Source organism: Actinokineospora fastidiosa, assembly GCF_014648415.1.
GTDB classification, from domain to species: domain Bacteria; phylum Actinomycetota; class Actinomycetes; order Mycobacteriales; family Pseudonocardiaceae; genus Actinokineospora; species Actinokineospora fastidiosa.
In genome coordinates this window covers 422,827-439,206 of the sequence record NZ_BMRB01000003.1, presented here as the reverse complement: position 1 = coordinate 439,206, position 16,380 = coordinate 422,827, and the positions used below count along the sequence as shown (strand labels likewise).

The 16,380-nt window shown below is 70.8% G+C and carries 14 protein-coding genes; 13 read left to right on the top strand and 1 reads right to left on the bottom strand.

Annotated elements, in window-relative coordinates; all coding sequences use genetic code 11:
* Positions 1–34: 34 nt before the first annotated feature.
* From IEY98_RS20960 to IEY98_RS20900, 13 genes are all read left to right on the top strand, one after another.
* Entirely contained in the window at positions 35–1,249 is a 1,215-nt protein-coding gene (locus tag IEY98_RS20960) for an ATP-grasp domain-containing protein (protein WP_189212262.1), read from the top strand.
* Between the two features lie 11 nt (positions 1,250–1,260).
* Positions 1,261–2,541, top strand: coding sequence for a SidA/IucD/PvdA family monooxygenase (locus tag IEY98_RS20955; protein WP_229787125.1), 1,281 nt, complete (start codon positions 1,261–1,263; stop codon positions 2,539–2,541).
* Positions 2,542–2,565: 24 nt separating this feature from the next.
* A complete protein-coding gene (locus IEY98_RS20950; protein ID WP_189212260.1) occupies positions 2,566–2,931 on the top strand; it encodes a cupin domain-containing protein in 366 nt (121 codons plus the stop codon).
* Entirely contained in the window at positions 2,928–4,529 is a 1,602-nt protein-coding gene (locus IEY98_RS20945) for a class I tRNA ligase family protein (protein ID WP_229787123.1), read from the top strand. Before IEY98_RS20950 ends, IEY98_RS20945 begins: the two co-directional genes overlap by 4 nt.
* Positions 4,529–5,797 carry an MFS transporter gene (locus IEY98_RS20940; RefSeq protein ID WP_189212259.1) on the top strand — a complete coding sequence of 423 codons (1,269 nt, stop codon included), beginning with the start codon at positions 4,529–4,531 and terminating at the stop codon, positions 5,795–5,797. Before IEY98_RS20945 ends, IEY98_RS20940 begins: the two co-directional genes overlap by 1 nt.
* A gap of 14 nt (positions 5,798–5,811) precedes the next feature.
* Entirely contained in the window at positions 5,812–7,584 is a 1,773-nt protein-coding gene (locus IEY98_RS20935) for an ABC transporter substrate-binding protein (protein ID WP_189212258.1), read from the top strand.
* Positions 7,581–8,840: an ATP-grasp domain-containing protein gene (locus IEY98_RS20930; RefSeq protein WP_189212257.1), complete on the top strand. Its 1,260-nt coding sequence runs from the start codon at positions 7,581–7,583 to the stop codon at positions 8,838–8,840. Before IEY98_RS20935 ends, IEY98_RS20930 begins: the two co-directional genes overlap by 4 nt.
* An 11-nt stretch (positions 8,841–8,851) precedes the next feature.
* Positions 8,852–9,292 (top strand): cobalamin B12-binding domain-containing protein, encoded by a 441-nt coding sequence (locus IEY98_RS20925; RefSeq protein WP_229787111.1) that lies wholly within the window; start codon positions 8,852–8,854, stop codon positions 9,290–9,292.
* A complete protein-coding gene (locus IEY98_RS20920; protein WP_308425911.1) occupies positions 9,289–10,539 on the top strand; it encodes a methylaspartate mutase in 1,251 nt (416 codons plus the stop codon). The genes IEY98_RS20925 and IEY98_RS20920 overlap by 4 nt, the downstream gene beginning before the upstream one ends.
* Positions 10,536–11,528 (top strand): asparagine synthetase A, encoded by a 993-nt coding sequence (locus IEY98_RS20915; protein ID WP_189212255.1) that lies wholly within the window; start codon positions 10,536–10,538, stop codon positions 11,526–11,528. Before IEY98_RS20920 ends, IEY98_RS20915 begins: the two co-directional genes overlap by 4 nt.
* Positions 11,525–12,745 carry a glutamate synthase-related protein gene (locus IEY98_RS20910; protein ID WP_189212254.1) on the top strand — a complete coding sequence of 407 codons (1,221 nt, stop codon included), beginning with the start codon at positions 11,525–11,527 and terminating at the stop codon, positions 12,743–12,745. The genes IEY98_RS20915 and IEY98_RS20910 overlap by 4 nt, the downstream gene beginning before the upstream one ends.
* Positions 12,732–13,061 (top strand): avidin-fold protein, encoded by a 330-nt coding sequence (locus IEY98_RS20905; RefSeq protein ID WP_189212253.1) that lies wholly within the window; start codon positions 12,732–12,734, stop codon positions 13,059–13,061. Before IEY98_RS20910 ends, IEY98_RS20905 begins: the two co-directional genes overlap by 14 nt.
* A gap of 103 nt (positions 13,062–13,164) precedes the next feature.
* Positions 13,165–13,746, top strand: coding sequence for a DUF3558 family protein (locus IEY98_RS20900; RefSeq protein WP_189212252.1), 582 nt, complete (start codon positions 13,165–13,167; stop codon positions 13,744–13,746).
* A 469-nt stretch (positions 13,747–14,215) separates the two neighbouring features.
* On the opposite strand, the gene IEY98_RS20895 is transcribed toward IEY98_RS20900, so the two are convergent.
* Positions 14,216–16,075, bottom strand: coding sequence for a hypothetical protein (locus IEY98_RS20895; RefSeq protein ID WP_189212251.1), 1,860 nt, complete (start codon positions 16,073–16,075; stop codon positions 14,216–14,218).
* Between the last annotated feature and the right edge of the window lie 305 nt (positions 16,076–16,380).

Sequence of the window (16,380 nt, the reverse complement as noted above, 5' to 3'; positions counted from 1 at the left end):
CCGTTGTCATTGGCCGCGACGAGATGGGGAGAAGATGAGCGAACCAGACGGCGTCGTCCTCGTGATCGGCTGCGGGATGCGCCCCTACCGCGAGTACCTGCTCGCGTCCGCGGCGAAAAGGCATCCACTGTGGATGTTCACCGCCGACGAGCCGACCTGGCAGTCCGGCTACCTCGCGGGCGCCACCGTCGTCGACCTGATGGACCGCGACGCCGTGCTGGCCGCCGCGCGGGAGCTGGCCGCCGCTGTCCCGGTCGTCGGGGTGCTGTCCTGGGACGAGGCGCTGATCGTGACCACCGCGCACGTCGCCGCCGACCTCGGCCTGCCCGGCGCGGGGACCGGCGCGATCGAGGGCTGCCGGGACAAGTTCCACAGCCGCGAGGTCCTCACCGCCGCGGGCGTCGACCAGCCGAGGTTCGCGTTCGTCCGGGACGAGGCGCACGCGGTCGCGGCAGCGGACGCGATCGGCTACCCGGTGATCGTCAAGCCGCGCGGCCTGGGCGCCAGCATCGGCGTCGTCCTCGCCGAGGACGCCGACGCCGTCGCCAGGGCGTTCCACGCCGCCGAGGAGTCCAGCCTGATCGGCGCCAAGGCCTACCAGGGCGGCGCGCTGGTCGAGGAGTACCTCACCGGGCCGGAGATCAGCGTGGACGGCGCGGTCGTCGCGGGCGCGTACACCCCGCTGTTCGTCGCCCGCAAGACGATCGGCATGCACCCCTACTTCGAGGAGCTGGGCCACGTCGTCAGCGCCGACGACGACCTGCTGGACGACCCCGGCCTGCGGGCCACGCTGGCCGCGGCGCACAAGGCGATCGAGTTCGACCACGGGGTCACCCACACCGAGCTGAAGCTGACCCCGCGCGGGCCGGTCATCGTCGAGATCAACGGACGGCTCGGCGGCGACCTGATCCCGCTGCTGGCCCGCCACGCCACCGGCGTCGAGCCCGGCGCGGTCGCGGTGGACGTGGCCATGGGCCGCGCCCCGGTGGTCCCCGAGACGCGCGAGCCCCGCAGCGTGGGCGTGCGCTTCGCCTACCCCGTTGCGGACTGCGTCGTCGCGGCCGTCCACGTGCCCGACGACGGGGTCGTCGCCGCGGCCGCGCTGGTCGAGCCCGGCACGGAGATGCGGCTGCCGCCCGCGGCGTTCATCTCCCGCCACGCCTACGTCGTCTGCGCGGCGGCCGACCCCGACGAGTGCGCGGCACTGCTGGACAAGGCGCTGTCCGAAGTCCACCTGAGCACGGCATGAACGGAGCGAACATGGACGTTGAGTTGCTGGCAGTCGGCGCGGGCCCGTCGAACCTCGCCCTCGCGGTGGCCCTGGAGGAGATGGCCCCCGACATCGCCCAGGACACCCTCATCATCGAGCGCGACGAGGAGGTCTCCTGGCAACGCGGGATGCTGCTGCCCGAGGCGCTGTCGCAGGTCTCGTTCCTCAAGGACCTGGTGACCCTGCGCAACCCGCGCAGCCGGTTCTCCTTCCTGAACTACCTGCACGCCACCGGCAGGCTCGACGAGTTCATCAACATGGGCAGCTTCGTGCCCTACCGCGTCGAGCTCGCGGGCTACCTGAAGTGGACGGCCGAGTCGCTGTCCATGGTGGACATCCGGACGAAGTCGGAGTGCGCGCGGATCGCCCCGGTCTGGACCCGCGAGGAGATCACCGGCTGGGAGGCCCACCTCACCGACGGCCGCACGGTCCGCAGCCGGTACCTGGTCATCGGCGCGGGCCGCGACGCGCGCATCCCCGACCAGTTCGCCGCCATCGCCCGCGAGCGCGTCATCCACAGCACCGAGTACCTGCCGAGGGTGGCCACGCTGCGCAAGGACCTGCCGTACCGCGTCCTCGTGGTCGGCGCGGGCCAGAGCGCGGCCGAGCTGTTCTCGGCGGTGCAGCAGGACCTGCCGGAGTGCCGCCCCACTATGGTGATGCGCAGCATCGGGCTCAACTGCTACGAGACCAGCAAGTTCAACAACGAGCTGTTCTTCGGCTCGTTCATCGACACCTTCTACGCCTCCCGCCCGGAGGCGCGCAGGCAGATGCTCGCCGAGATGCGCCACACCAACTACGCGGGCCTGGCGCCCGGGATGATGGAGTCGCTGTACCGGCAGCTCTACCTCGACCGGCTCTCCGGGCGCTCTCGGCTGCGGGTCGTGCCGATGCACGACATCACCGCCGCCCGCGAGGAGGGCGACGAGGTGGTCGTCGAGCTGACCGACTGGCGCACCGGGGCGGTCCAGGAGGTGCGCACCGACCTGGTGCTGCTGGGCACCGGCTTCTCCCCGGAGATGCCCAGGATGGTGCGCCACGTCGCCGACGCCATCGGGCTCGACGACATCCGCGTCACCCGCGACTACCGGCTGGTGATCGACCGGCCGAGCAGCGCGGCCTGCTACCTGCAGGGCGTCAACGAGGCCACCCACGGCATCGCCGACTCGCTGCTGAGCGTGCTCGCCCCGCGGGCCAACGACATCGTCCAGGACATCCTCACCCACCGCGGCGCGCTGCGCGCCCCGCTCCCGGTCGCGGCCGCGGGCTGACGGCACGAGAAGAAAGGCCAGATCATGGAAATCCGACCCCTGCTGCGCGAGCAGATGAACCGGGAGAACGGCGCGGACGCCCAGCGGCTGGTGCCGTGGCCCGCGCTCAACGCGCCGTTCGAGGGCGCGTGGTGCGTGGTGCACCCCGGCGACGCGACCGGCATGCACGCCCACCACGAGTACGAGATCTTCATCGCGCTCTCCGGCGAGGCCGAGCTGGACTCCGAGGGCGAGCGCCGCCCGTTCCGCGCGGGCGACATCGTGCACTTCCCGCCGAACACCGCCCACCGGGTGGTCAACGACGGCGCCGAGCCCTTCCAGATGTACTGCGTCTGGTGGGACGCGGAGATGTCCGAGCGCTTCGTCGAGCGCCACGGGACCGCGTCGTGAGCCGCCCGGTCCTGGTGATCGGCGGCCCGCCGACCACGAACGGGGACATGCACATCGGCCACGTGGCCGGGCCGTACGTCGCCGCCGACACCCACGTCCGCTATCTGCGCGCCGCGGGCCGCGAGGTGCTGTTCGCCTCCGGCGGCGACGACAGCCAGACCTACGTCTACACGACCGCCGCGCGGCTCGGGACCACCCCGCAAGCGCTTGCCGACAAGTCCTGGGCGCAGATCAAGACCACCTGGGACGCCATGGGCATCCACGTCGACGGCTTCGCGCCCACCGACGACGGGTACCGCCGCAACGTCTACGACTACGTCCAGCGCCTCTACGACCTCGGCAAGTTCCGCCTGCGCACGGTCCGCCTCCCCTACAGCGAGGCCAAGGGCATGTACCTGGTGGAAGGGCTCGTCGGCGGCGACTGCCCGACCTGCCTGGCCGACAGCCGGGGCGGCATCTGCGAGGCGTGCGGGCACCCGGTCGACTTCGACGCGCTCATCGAGCCGTACTCGATCATGGACCCCAGCGACCCGGTGACCTACCGCGAGGCGGAGATCCTGGTCTTCCCGCTGGAGGAGTACCGAGAGCAGCTGCTGGCCTACCACGAGGCGCGGGCCGACCGGTGGCGCCCGCACGCGGTGCAGTTCATCCGCGAGCTGCTGTCGCGGCCGCTGCCGGACTTCCCGATCACCTACCCGGTCTCCTGGGGCATGCCCGCGCCGTTCGCCGAGACCCCCGGCCAGACGCTCAACGCCTGGCTGGAGGGCATGCCCGCCTCGATGTACTGCCACAACTTCGCCCAGCGCGAGCAGGGGACGACCCCGCCGTCCGGCGACGACGCGTGGCGCGCGGAACACGACGCCGAGCTGGTCTTCTTCGTCGGCTTCGACAACCTCTACATCTGGGCGGCGGTGCACATCGCCGAGCTGATCGCGCACGAGGGCCGCTACATCCTGCCCGACACCATCCTGTGCAACGAGTTCTACGAGCTGGAGAACGAGAAGTTCTCCACCAGCAAGGGCCACGTGGTGTGGGCGCGCGACCTGGTGGCCGAGGTGCCCCGCGACCTCGTCCGCTTCTACCTCAACCTGACCGCCCCCGAGCACGCCCGCACGAACTTCAGCCGCGCGGCGCTGGACAAGATCGTCGGCGAGCGGCTGGTCGGCCCGTGGAACGAGCTGGCGGCCACGCTCGGCAAGCTGACCACGGCGGGCGAGACGCTCCCGGTCTCCCCGGAGGGCCCGGCCCGCGCCGCGGCCATCGCCGACCGCTTCGGCCTGTGCTTCGAGCTGTCGAGCTTCAGCCTCAACCGGGCGGCCGACCTGATCGTGCAGCACGTCGAGCGGCTGCGCGCGCACGCGGCCCGGGCGCTCGACGGCGAGCCGGTCGAACTGGGCGACCTGTTCCTCCAGCTGCGGGCGCTGATCAGCGGCGCGTCGCCGATCCTCATCGACATGACCGCCCGCGCCGCCGAGGCCGGGGGCTTCACCCCGTCGCTGTCGGCGGCGGCCTACGCCGTCGCGAGCACCACCGCGTTCCCCGTCCCCGGCCTGGACACCCGCGTCCAGCCGACCCCGACCCTGGCCGAGGTCTCCTGATGCCCACCGCACCGCTGACTACCGACCTGGCCGTCCGCCGCTCCAAGCGCGCCGAGCGGCTGCTCGTGCCCGCGGGCTTCATCACCACCGCGGGCAACGCCTTCCAGATCACCGCCGCCGCCATCCTGGTCTTCCGGGCCGAGGAGACCACCCTGTCGGTCGGGTGGCTGTTCATCGCGGTGTCCATCCCGCAGGTCGCGCTCGCGATGACCTTCGGCCGCCTCGCCGACCGGCTCGACCGCCGCACGCTGTGCGTGATCGCCGACCTGGTCGGCGCGCTCACCGCGTTCGCGCTGCCCGCCTGGCTGTGGTTCGGCGGGGAGGCCAGTCTCGGCTCCTACGCGGCGAACTTCCTGCTGGCCTGCACGGCGGCGATGTTCATGCCCGCCAGCAACGCGCTGGTGAAGGAACGCGTGCTCGATGAGCGGCTGGGCAAGTTCAACGCCCGCTTCGAGATGGCCACCAACACCGGCATGCTGCTGGCCTCGGCGCTCGCCGGCTTCCTGGTCACCTGGTTCGGCGCGACCCCGCTGTTCGTCATCAACTCGCTGACCTTCGTCGGGTCGGCCGTGCTGATCTACGCCATCGGCCACAAGCACGTCGTCGCCAAGTCCACTGAGGACATTGCGGACGACGAGCCCACCGCCGTGGCGACCACGGCCCCGGCGAACCCGCCGGTGCGGCGCCTGGCGCTGCTGTTCACCACCGGCAACATCAACCTGATGGTCAGCAACACCATCCTCACGACGCTGATCCTGCAGACCTTCCAGCAGGGCGCGTGGATGATCGGCGTGGTCGACGCGCTCGCGGGCGCCGGATTCATCCTCGGCGCGGCCTGCTACGGCTGGGTCAGCTCCCGGATCAAGGGACTGCACCTCGCGCTGCTCGGCACGCTCGGCTGCATGGCGATGGTCGCCCTCGAACCGCTGCACCACATCGTGCTGATGGTGGTCATCCCGTTCGCGGCGTTCTCCTTCGCCCAGGGCCGCATCGCCGCCCGCACGCTGCTGATGCAGTCCAGCCCGGAGGACCGGGTGGGCCGGATCTTCGGCTTCGCCCAGGCCATGGGCCTGGCGATGGGCGTCGCGGCCACGGTCGGCCTCTCCGCGCTCGCCGACGCCACGTCGGTGCCGTGGGCCTTCTGGGGCCTGGTGACCATCATCGGCGGCCTGGCGATCGGCACGTACCTGAGCCTGGTCAAGCCGATGCGCGCGCTGGAGCGGCCGGTCGCCGCCCCGGAACCCGTCCCCGCACCCGCCCCCGCGTGAGAAAGGGTCCATCCATGGGCGAGACCGCGATCCGCGGCGGCGTGGCGACCTGGGCGTGCCTGCCCGGGTTCCCGCCAGCGGTGATCTTCCCCTTCACCCCGGCCGAGCGCTTCGGCATCCGCAGCCTGTACGAGTTCCAGCTGCTCATGTACCGCCCGCTGTACTGGCTGGGGTGCGACGGCAAGCCGGGCATCGACTACGACCTCAGCATCGGCGAGCCGCCGGAGTGGACCGAGGACGGGCGCACCTGCACCGTCCGGATCAAGCCGTGGCGCTGGTCCAACGGCGAGACGGTCACCGCGGACAACGTGATGTTCTGGATGAACATGCTCGTTCGGAAGGGACCGAAGTACGGCGCCTACACCGAGGGCTACTTCCCCGACAACCTGGTCTCCTACGCCAAGGTCGCCGAGGACGCGGTCAGCTTCACCTTCGACCGCGTGTACTCGCGGAACTGGGTGCTGATGAACCAGCTCACGATGATCACGCCCATGCCGAAGGCGTGGGACCGCACCGAGGACGGGCCCGCCGACGCCACCCACGACCCCGACCAGGTCGACGCCGTCTACGACTTCCTGATGGCCGAGAACGGCGACCCGGTGACCGAGGACAACACCCACCGGACCCGCTGGGCGGACAGCCCGGTGTGGAGCGTGGTCAACGGGCCGTGGCGGCTCAAGGGCTTCACCGAGGACGGCGTGGTCACGTTCGTGCCGAACGAGCACTACAGCGGCCCGAACCCCGCCCGCCTCGACGAGTTCCGCCAGATCCAGACCGAGTCCGACGAGCACCAGTACCGGCTGCTGCGCGAGCACCCCGAGCAGGTGCAGGCCGGGTTCCTGCCGCTGAGCTACGGCGTGCAGCCCGGCGACGACCCGACCGTGGGCGGGCCGAACCCGCTGGCGGCCACCCACACCCTCGCCCCGCAGGTGATGTTCAACGTCAACTTCATCGCGCTGAACTTCGTCAACCCCACGGTCGCGGGCCACCTCATCCGCCAGCCGTACCTGCGCCAGGCGCTGCAGAGCTGCCTGGACCAGGACTACGGCGCCCGCGAGGTCTACCAGGGCTACGGCTGGACGCAGAGCGGCCCGATCCCCATGCACCCGCGCAGCGACCTGGTCTCGCCCAAGCTGGCCGACGGCCGGGGGACCTGGCCGTTCGACATCGAGCGGGCCAGGGAGCTGCTGGCCGACAACGGCTGGGACACCAGCGTCACCCCCGCGGTGTGCGTGCGGCCCGGGACCGGGCCGGGCGAGGCGGGCGCGGGCATCCCGGCGGGTACAAGGCTCAGCCTGTCGCTGCGCTACTGGGCGGGCAGGCCCGCGCTGACCCGCGTCATGGAGCAGTTCGAGGCCGACGCGGCCAAGGCCGGGATCGAGCTGCGGCTCTCGGAGGTCGTCGGCTCGGTGCTCGTCGCCGAGGACGGCCCCGGCCCGCACACCCCGGAGAACCCGAAGCTGTGGGAGCTGTCCTGCTGGGGCGGCGGCTGGGTCTACAACTACCCGACCGGCGAGAACCTGTTCCAGAGCAACGCCGCCTGCAACTTCAGCAACTACGCCGACGCCCGCGCCGACGAGCTGATCGCCAGGACGGTCACCACCGACGACCTGGAAGCGCTGTACGAGTACCAGGAGTACATCAGCGAGCAGGTGCCGGTCATCTTCACGCCGACGTTCCCGAGGCGGCTGTTCGAGATCGGCGCCGACCTGCGCGGGGTGACCCCGTTCAACCCGTACGGCCTGATCAACCCCGAGAACTGGTACTACGTCGAGGACACGCCATGACCAGACCCGTGCTGCTGGTCGGGTTCGTGGGCGTGGCGCTGACCGCGCTGCTGCCCGTGCTCGGCGAGGACTCCGTGGTCTTCGTCGAGGAGCCCGACGTCGTGCGCAAGCGCGACGTGCGCCCCAAGGTCGCCGAGTCGGCCCTGGTCCGCGAGCTGATCGAGTGGGAGTTCCACCTGCCGGGCAAGGCGGACGAGTTCTACAACGCCCACCGCGACCTCGACCCGGCCGCGATCGTCCCGCTGACCGAGTACGCCACGCCGTTCGCCGCTCGCCTGGCCGAGCGCTACGAGCTGCCCGGCGCCGGGTACGGGGCCGCGCTGATCCTGCGCGACAAGGCGCTGCTGCGCCAGGTCAGCGCGGCGGCGGGCATCGCCAACCCGCAGAGCGTGGCGGTGTCGAGCCCGGCCGACGTGGTCGCGTTCATGCGCGGCTGCCCCGGCCCGGTCGTGCTCAAGCCCGCCAACCGGCAGGCGTCCGTGGGCACCCAGGTGCTCGCCGACCCGGCCGACGCGGCCCGGGCGTGGGCGGAGTGCGTCGTGCAGGACGAGGGCGTGTTCGTCCCCGACCGGCCGATGGACCTGCGGATGCTGGTCGAGCGCTTCGTCTCCGGGCACGAGTACAGCGTCGAGATGCTGGTGCGCGACGGCGAGTCGCTGTTCGCCAACGTCACCGGCAAGCAGCTGTTCCCCGGCCCTCGGCCGGTCGAGCTCGTGCACGTCGTGCCCGCCGACATCGACGACGCGCTGACCGCGCTGCTGACCGCGCAGACGCTCAAGGTGATCGACGCCGTCGGCTTCCAGGACGGCATCGTGCACTGCGAGTGGATCGTCGCCGACGGCGTGCCGCACCTGGTCGAGTGCGCTGGCCGCTTCGCGGGGGACGGCATCATCGAGCTGATCCAGCGGGCCTACCCGGTGGAGCTGAACCGCTGCTATTTCGCCGTGATGCGCGGCGAACCGCTGCCGGAGGTCATGCCCCGGCGCGCGGCGGGCGCGGCGGCGGTGCGGTTCCTGTCGGTGGAGACCGGCGTGGTGCAGGACGTGCGCGGCGTCGAGGAGGCCACGCGCGCCGAGGGCGTGTTCCTGTGCGATGTCAGCGTCGAGAAGGGCGACACGTTCACCGGGCTGCGCAGCTCGTGGGACCGGGTCGGCGACGTGATGGTCACCGCGGACACCCCGGCCGAGGCGCTGCGCCGCGCCGAGGCGGCCGTCGCGCTGATCGAGATCGACGTGCGGCCGTTGGCCTCCCCATGAACGGACCCACCATGAGCATCGAGGTCGCCGGGCTGTCGGCCATCGTGACGAGCCTGTCGTCGGACGCGCACACGTGGAACCTGGTGTACCTGCAGCTGGTGCTGGAGGAGCTGGGCGTGCGGGTGGCCAACCTCGGCGCGTGCGTGCCCGACGAGGTGATCGTCGGGGAGTGCGCCGAGCGTCGGCCGGACCTGGTCGTGGTCAGCAGCCTCAACGGGCACGGCTGCCGCGACGGCGTGCGGCTGATCGGCGCGCTGCGCGCCGAACCCGCGCTGGTGGCCACCCCGGTGGTCATCGGCGGCAAGCTCGACGTGGCCGCGTCGGACAACTCGGCGCGGCTGCTGTCGGCGGGGTTCGACGCGGTCTTCGACGACACCGCGGGGCTGCTGCCGTTCCGCTCGTTCGTGCGGACCCTCGCCGGGCGCGCGGGCCTGCCGATCGGGACGCGGTGAGCCTGCTCGCGCCGCCGGTGGCGGCGCCGTTCGGCGCGCTCGTGGCCGCCTGCCAGGCCCGGGGCGAGCTGGTCGTGCAGCCCAGGATGGGCTTCGCCGACCCGGCCGCGATGCGCGCGGGCCTGCTGGCGACGGGCGCGGCGCGCGCGGCCACGATCGGCACCGTCACGCTGGACAGCTACACCCGCGTCGGCGACCACGGCGCCGTCCGGCAGGCCCTGGCTGCGGGCGCGGACCTCAACGGCTACCCGCTGGTCGACCACGACCACGACGTGACCGCGGCGATGCTGGCGGGCCTGGGGTTCCCGGTGCAGGTCCGGCACGGCTCGGCCGACCCGCGCCGGATCGTGCTGGCCCTGCTGGACCACGGCCTGCACGCCACCGAGGGCGGCCCGGTGTCGTACTGCCTGCCCTACAGCCGCACGCCGCTGGCCACCGCCGTCGAGCACTGGCGGCAGGCGTGCGCGCTGCTGGCCGCGCACCCCGACGCGCACCTGGAGACCTTCGGCGGCTGCATGATGGGCCAGCTGTGCCCGCCGTCGCTGCTGGTGGCGCTCAGCGTGCTGGAGGGGATGTTCTTCTGGGAGCACGGCATCCGCTGCATCTCGTTCTCCTACGCCCAGCAGACCCATCCCGGCCAGGACGAGGAGGCCCTGGCCGCGCTGCGGACGCTGATCGGCCGGTACGTGCCGCACGCCCGCGCGCACATGGTGGTCTACACGTACATGGGCGTGTACCCGCGCACGCCCGGCGGCGCGCTCGGGCTGCTCGCCGAGTCCGCCCGGCTGGCCGTGCGGGCCGGGGCCGGACGGCTGATCGTCAAGACCACCGCCGAGGCCCACCGGCTGCCCACGGTGGCCGAGAACGTGGCCGCCCTGGAGTACGCCGCCGCCGCGGCCAGGAGCGCGCACCGGCGCTCGTCCACAGCGGACACCGGCGTGCTCGCCGAGGCGACCGACCTGATCGACAACGTGCTGTCCCTCGACGACGACCTGGGCACGGCCCTGGTCAAGGCGTTCGCCACCGGACAGCTGGACGTGCCCTTCTGCCTGCACCCGGACAACGCCGGGCGCGCCCGCGGCTACCTCGACGCCGAGGGCAGGCTGCGCTGGCAGCGGGTCGGCGCCATGCCGATCGCCGCGGGCCCGCCCGGCCCCGACCGCATCACCGCAGCGGGCCTGCTCGACGCCCTGCGCTTCGTCGAGCGCCGCTTCGACTCGACCTCCCTGGAATGGAGTGGCCCATGACCGACACCCTGACCACGCTGCCCCCCGGCACCCGGGAGCACCTGCTCTCCCCGGTGACCCAGGCCGCGCTGCGCGTGCAGAACGCCATCACCACCGGCGCCCGCGACTACCTGGGCGCGCACGGCTTCCAGGAGCTGATGCCGCCGCTGATCGGCCCGGTGACCGACCCCGGCATCCGCGGCTCCAAGCAGGTCGACGTCGACTTCTACGGGCACCGGTACAAGCTGATGACCAGCGTGATCCTCTACAAGCAGGCGTCGCTGCTGGCCTTCGACAAGATCTTCTACGTCGCGCCGAACGTGCGGCTCGAACCGCTGGAGACCGCCGACACCGGCAGGCACCTGGCCGAGTTCACCCAGATCGACGTCGAGGTCCGCGACGCCTCCCGGGAGGACGTGCTGGAACTGCTGCAGGGCCTGGTGCGCCACATCGTCACGCACGTGCTCCGCGAGCGCCGCGCCGACCTCGACCTCCTCGGCCGAGACCCGGCCGCCTTCGAGGCCCTGCTGCGCGAGGACTTCGAGCGCATGACCCACCGCGCCGCCGTAGCGCAGCTGCGCGGCCTGGCGCACGGGCAGAGCGCCGACGCCGAGATCGACTGGGCGGGGGAGAAGCTGATCTCCGAGCAGACCGACCGCCCGTTCTACATCGTCGACTACCCGAAGGGCTCGCGCGGCTTCACCGACGGCGAGTCCGCCGCGGAGCCGGGGATCCTGCGCAACTTCGACCTCATCGCGCCCGCGGGCTTCGGCGAGCTGGCCAGCGGCGGCGAGCGCACGCACGAGTACCGCAGGCTGATCGAGCGCATGCGCGAGACGGGGGAGAACCCGGCCAAGTACGCCTGGTACCTCGACCTCGCCCGCGACGGGCTGCCCGCCAGCGCGGGCTTCGGCCTCGGCCTGGAGCGGCTGACCCGCTACCTGTGCGGGCTGGACTTCGTGTGGCAGGCCAACGCCTACCCCAAGCTGCCCGGGATCGCGTCGCCATGATCCGGGCCGCCGGTTTCCCCGAGGCCGCCGTCCGGGCCCGCGCCCGCGGCGGCCCCTCGGCCGTCTTCCCCGACGCGGACGGCTACGGCGGGGCGGTCTTCGGCGCGGCAGCGCCCGAGGGCGACGACCTCGACCGGGTGCGGCTCGTTCCCCCGGTGTTCGTCCCGCACCGGCTGGAGAAGATGTACGAGCTGGGCCGCGAGCCGCTCTACAGCGACGTCGAGCTGGGGCGGTCGGTGGGCGGGTTCACCGCGCCGCTGCCGGTGTTCCTGTGCGCGTTCGGGTCCACCCAGGTCGGGACCGGCCTCGGGGTCGCCGTCAGCGAGCAGGCGGGCAGGCTGGGCGTGCCGATGGTGATCGGCGAGAACGTCGTGCCCATGCACGGGTACGGCCGGGTGGACGCGGTGGAGGACGGCCTGCTGGCCCGCATCCGCGCGTACGCCCGCGCCGTGCCCGACGGCCTCGGCGGGGTGGTGGTCCAGCAGAGCACGGAGGACGCCGACGCCGAGGTCTGGAACCTCGTCTACAGCGACCCGGACGCCACCCGCCTGCTGGAGACCGGGCGGCTGGCGTTCGAGCTCAAGGTGGGCCAGGGCGCGAAACCGGGCCTGGGCGGCATGACCGTCCTGTCCCCGTCCGTCGCCGCGGCGGTGGCCGACCGCTACGCCCTGGACGACTCGCTGGGCGATGTCGTGCTGCGCTCCAGCAGCCCCGGCACGTTCACCGAGGAGATCCTGCGCCAGCAGCTCCGCCTGATGCGCAACAACTACCCGAGGGCCCGCGTCTGGGTGAAACTGCACCCCGGCCGCGACATCGCCCACGCCGTCCGGGTGGCGTGGTGCGCGGGCGCGGACGCGGTCACGGTGGACGGGGCCGAGGGCGGCACCGGCTGGGCGCCCACGGTGTTCCTGGACCACGTGGGCCTGCCCCTGGCGGAATGCCTGGCGCGCATCGGAAAGCACGACGGGGACCTGCTGGTGTCCGGGCGCATCTGGGAAGGCGCACGGGCGCTCAAGTGCCTGGCCCGCGGCGCCACCGCCGTAGGCCTGGGCCGAGCCGCCCTGATCGCGGCCGCCGAGGACCCGTCCGACGGCCTGATCCGCCTGATCGCCTGCCTTGACCTCGAACTCCGCCTACTCCTGAGCGCCCTGGGCAAATACACCCTCACCGACCTCACCGACGACGATCTGTGGAGCCCCACCGATGATCAACTATGACGGCCGCCGCTTCCGCAAGCCGGAAAGCCCCGACGCCCCCGTGTCCACCTACCGCCAGAAAGACGACCTGGTGTGGGCCGATTTCGGCGCAGGCGGATCAATCCGCCGCGGCTCCCTGACCGGCCTGTGCTCCGCCGAGGGAGTCGTGTCGTTCGCCTACACCATGGTGATGACGGACGGCCGCGTGATCTCCGGCCACAGCGTCAACACCCCGGAGTACCTCCCAGACGGCCGAATCCGCCTGAACGAGGTCTGGGAACGCTACGGCCCCAACGCCGAACGCGGAGTATCGGCGATAGTTGAGGTGGTGGACTAGCCAGCCCCGCCGATCGGGTGGGTTTAGCCGAACCCCGCATGCGGCGACGGACTGACGAATACCCTCGGCGTGACAGTAGGTCACGTCGCGGTGAAGGAGTTCCGTGCCCGGACAGCGCGTGCGGCAGACGATGGCGGCGGCTGCCGCGCTAATCATCCTCACCGGGTGTGACAGCCCGCCCGTCGAACCTCCGCCGACCGGCACGACCACCACGAATCCGACTTCGACCACGCTGAGATACGGCGCCCCGCCCGTCGCCTTGCCCCTGGATGCCGCGCGGTTCCGCGAGGACGCGTGTCTGAGCCTCGCTCCTGACCAGCGAGACGCGCTGAACCTCGAAGTGAACCCGGACAGCCAGGTGAAGTCGATGTGCCCGTTCACGGTGCGCGGCGGGAGCGCCAAGATCGAGGGATACATCGACTTCGCGGCGAGTGGGCTGGCGCGTCTCTACCGCGCCAATGCCAGCGGCAGTTACCGCGGCTGGGAGCCGTTCGAGATCGATGGTTACCCGGCCGTCCGGCTGCTGCCCAAGGAACGGGGATGCCACGTCGTGGTGGGCCTGTCAGACCAGACGACCGCGGACATCTTCCTGGAGGATGAGGGCACGCGTTCGGCCGAGGAGCAGTGCGTCTCCGCCGCCGGAATCGCCACTGAAGTCCTAGCGACTGTCCGGGCGGCGGGATAGCAGGCTTATCACTTGTAGTCGCGGATGTGCGGCACGGTCGACAGTTCCGATGGATTGACCTCCGTGGGTTCGTATCGCCGCTCCTCGCGGAGTCGCTCCACCTCGGTCCGGAGACTGTCGCGATTTGGCGGGTCGCCTCGGCGGTGTCCTGCTCGGTCCTGTTGACGCCGTCGAGGTACGGGCGATGACACGGAGGTGTTGGATCTCCCAGAGGCGGCGATTCTCCCGGGACCAGGACGGTCCTGGCCGTCCTTCGGAGGAGTTCCGACACGGCGATTCCGAAGAGGCGTCACCAAGATCTTGGCCCGCTCAGCGCTCCTGTAGGTCGCCATCGAAGGTCGCGGTCACCTCCACCGGCACATCGGTCGGCTCAGGCTTCACGAGAGCCGTTCCACCCGCCAGCACCCACACTCGCGGCAAGCACACCTGAACGGTTGAGCGAGCCGAATGTCGAGGTTGCGTCTCGTGGTTAATAGTCGGCGCTGCCGATCACGATGAGATCGTCGCACTGGCCGACAACGCTGGCCCGCACCCCGTTGAGGAGGTCGTCGAGGAGTTGCAGCCTGCGAGACGCCGCTGAAGGTGCCCCGGCTGCCATAGCCTCTCGGGCACGATCGTGCACGGATTGGAGCAGGTGCGGTTGAACGATCACGACGTACGTCTCGTCGCTGTCGACGCGAGCGCGAAGTCCCTCGATGAAGCGGCTGCGGTCGGGCACGCGGTTCCCGTCCGACCACGACGCGGGCGCACCGACACGCGGGCTCGACAGGCGGCTGATCAGTTCATCGTTGGCGAGTGCCCGGATGTTCTTCACGGCCTGGCTCGCCACCTGTTCGTACCGGGTCAGGCTGACCTGGCGGGCCGCGGAAGCACTGTCCGCGGCCTTGACGTGAATAGCGGTCAGCGTGCCGTCGTTGTCCAGATGCAGGAAGTCGGCGATCTCGCCTGCGCCGTCGTCGCAGATCAGCTCGCCGGTCGAATACCTCCGCGCGACCCAGGTGAACAGGAAGCTGTCGGTGCCGACGGCGATCGCCTCATGGATGTTTTGATCACCTGCGACGTTCGGCTTCTCCCTGGTGATGGTGAAGCCGGTGAAGTCGGCGAACTCGTACCCGCGGAACGGTGAACCCGTCGGGTTCTGCCGGTAGATCTGGTTGCCGATGAACGCGTGACCGGACTCGAAGTGCACGGTCAGCAGGTCGCCGTCGCCGATGGCGTGCCTGATCTCCCGGACCACTGCCTCCGCGGAGGGCGTGCCGTGCAGCCGGACGTCGAGCATGTAGCCGTGCCCTCGACGGATCGGCTTCATCAGCAGCTGGCCGCACACCGAGCCATCGCGCCCAACGTCTACGATGAACTCCGCCGACCGGTCCTTGCCCGTGACGTCCATGAGCGCGCCTTGGAGCAGGCCGATGCGGTCGAGGTGCTCCTCGGTGTAGTCCTCCAGCGGGTGGTCGAAGGTCGTGGCCACGCTGATATCGATGGCGCATCGCACAGTGGCCAGGTCAGCCTCCCGCACGGCGAGATCCGGCAGGATGGGATCCGGCGGCTTCTCGGCGACCAGCGCCTTGTCGACGGACTCGAAGGTCTCGACCAGTGCCCGCAGTGTCGTGATCAGATCGGTCCGATTTGCCCAGGAGACCCTCGACTTGTCCGGCGAGACGATCACCGAGCCGCGCAGGAGGGCCGTGGCGTCCTGCGGATCGAAATCGGTCTTGGCCGCCCGAAGCGCGTAGGACGCCGCCTCCAGCGGCTTGCTCTCCTCCTGTAGGCGTAGACCGCCCTTGGCGATCGTGTCGGCCTTCGTTGTGCGCGGCCGATGAGTGCCCTTCATCCATGCCATTCGCACGTCACCCGGGAACAACCCGGCCAGGACGGGGTGTGGGAGGCGGCGGAAGGGCACGCCAGGGCGGTCAACCCACTTGTCTAATGCCCGATCGCTGATGATCTCACCGCCGTGCAACGCGACGAAGCGTCCCCTCCGGGCGATGACCACCAGATCGTGGACGAGGTCGGTGAATGGTGAATCCCCCATCGCCCAACTCGGCGCCTTGGTTTGCTCCCGAACGATGCCGAACACTTCATCGATCCCGGTCGCCTCGCGGAGCCTGATCGACTCTGCGCGATCGGAATCGCCGTACAACTCACCAACGGCGCGCGCGGTTCGTCGGACCCGGGTCCGACCCGCCGACGTCCGCACGAAGTCGCGGAGTTTGGCGAAGGCGGTGCCAGGGTCATCGCTCGTGTATTCAAGCAGGGTGAAGGAAAAGAAGGGAGCGATGTCCTCCGCCCGCAGAGCGGCCGGTTCGGCGCGGACGTCGTCGATCATGGGCACCCCTTGCCGCCAGCCCCGGCCAGCTGACCGTAGCCGGATGTCCTAACTGGTTGCATCGAATGTCAGTCTGAGGAGGTACTCCGTCAAGAGGAAAGGGGTTTCCAACTGGCGTCGGGTTCCGCGGTCATTCACGAGGATTACTCACTTATTACTCGGCGATAATAATGATATCGCTGGTCAGCGCAGTCTCCAGCGGAGGCTGACGTTCCGTTGGTCCCTTCTTACGGTTAGAGATGGATCTCGTCCTTGCGCGCCTACGGGTGGCGCCGAGCCGTCCGCCCCGCCGCTCGTCACCAGAT